The organism is Ideonella azotifigens, assembly GCF_006519715.1.
GTDB lineage: Bacteria > Pseudomonadota > Gammaproteobacteria > Burkholderiales > Burkholderiaceae_C > Ideonella > Ideonella azotifigens.
This window is the reverse complement of the sequence record NZ_VIDT01001199.1, coordinates 1-1,004: the sequence shown is the minus strand read 5'-3', so window position 1 is coordinate 1,004 and position 1,004 is coordinate 1. Positions and strand designations below refer to the sequence as shown.

Here is a 1,004-nt window from a genome sequence, read left to right as displayed (position 1 = left end):
GGCGCTGCCTGCAAAGGCCAGCGCTATCCCGCCAAGCCAAAAGCCCACCCCCTGGTGCCACCCTGCCCGGCGCTGGCATGGCCGATCCTGCTGCTGCCTCACCTGCACGCCCTCCGCAATGCTGCGCCCGACTTTATGCCAGCCAGGGCCGCACCAACAGGGGGCGATCGTGTGAATAAGTCAGGTTCATCGGGTGCTTCATTGGCCGATGGCGGCACTCAACGCATCGTCCAGCACCTCAACCCAGTGCCGCACCGGCCGCGCGCTGGTCGCGCCCAGGTGCTGGATGCAGCCGATGTTGCCGGAGACGATGGTGTCGCCCGGCGCACCGGCCAGGGCCTTGAGCTTGCGCTCGCGCAGTTGGCCCGACAGTTCGGGCTGCAGGATGGCGTAGGTGCCGGCCGAGCCGCAGCACAGGTGGCTGTCCACCGGCGCGGTGCGCAGGTCGAAGCCCAGCGCGGCCAGGTGGGTTTCCACGCCGCCACGCAGCTGCTGGCCATGCTGCAGCGTGCAAGGCGGGTGGTAGGCCAGCGGCACCGGCTTGCCGGCCGCCTGCTGCTCGCGCGTGAGCCGGCCTTGCAGCAGCGGCTGCAGCCGAGGCACCAGGTCGGGCAGCAGCTCGCTGAGGTCACGCGTGAGCGCACTGATGCGCGCGGCCTTGTCGGCATAGTCCGCGTCACCGGCCAGCGCATGGCCGTATGCCTTCACGGTGACGCCGCAACCGCTGGCGTTCATCACGACGGCTTCGACCTTGCTGTCCCCGCCCAAACCCTCGACCAGCGGCCACCAGGCGTCGATGTTGCGGCGCATGTCGTTGAGGCCGCCCTCGTGGTCATTCAGGTGGCTGCGGATCGCGCCGCAGCAGCCGGCCTCGTCGGCCACCACGGTCTGGATGCCGGCGGCGTCCAGCACGCGCGCGGTGGCCGAATTGATGTTGGGCATCAGCCCAGGCTGCACGCAGCCCATCAGCATCAGCACCTTGCGCGGGTGCTGGCGCGTAGGCC

General features: G+C 70.0%; 1 protein-coding gene. It reads right to left on the bottom strand.

The window, feature by feature from the left end; translation table 11 throughout:
* Window positions 1-198: 198 nt before the first annotated feature.
* Window positions 199-1,004: glycolate oxidase subunit GlcF (glcF, locus tag FKP22_RS31585; protein WP_141292093.1), on the bottom strand; the 806-nt coding region annotated here is incomplete at its 5' end.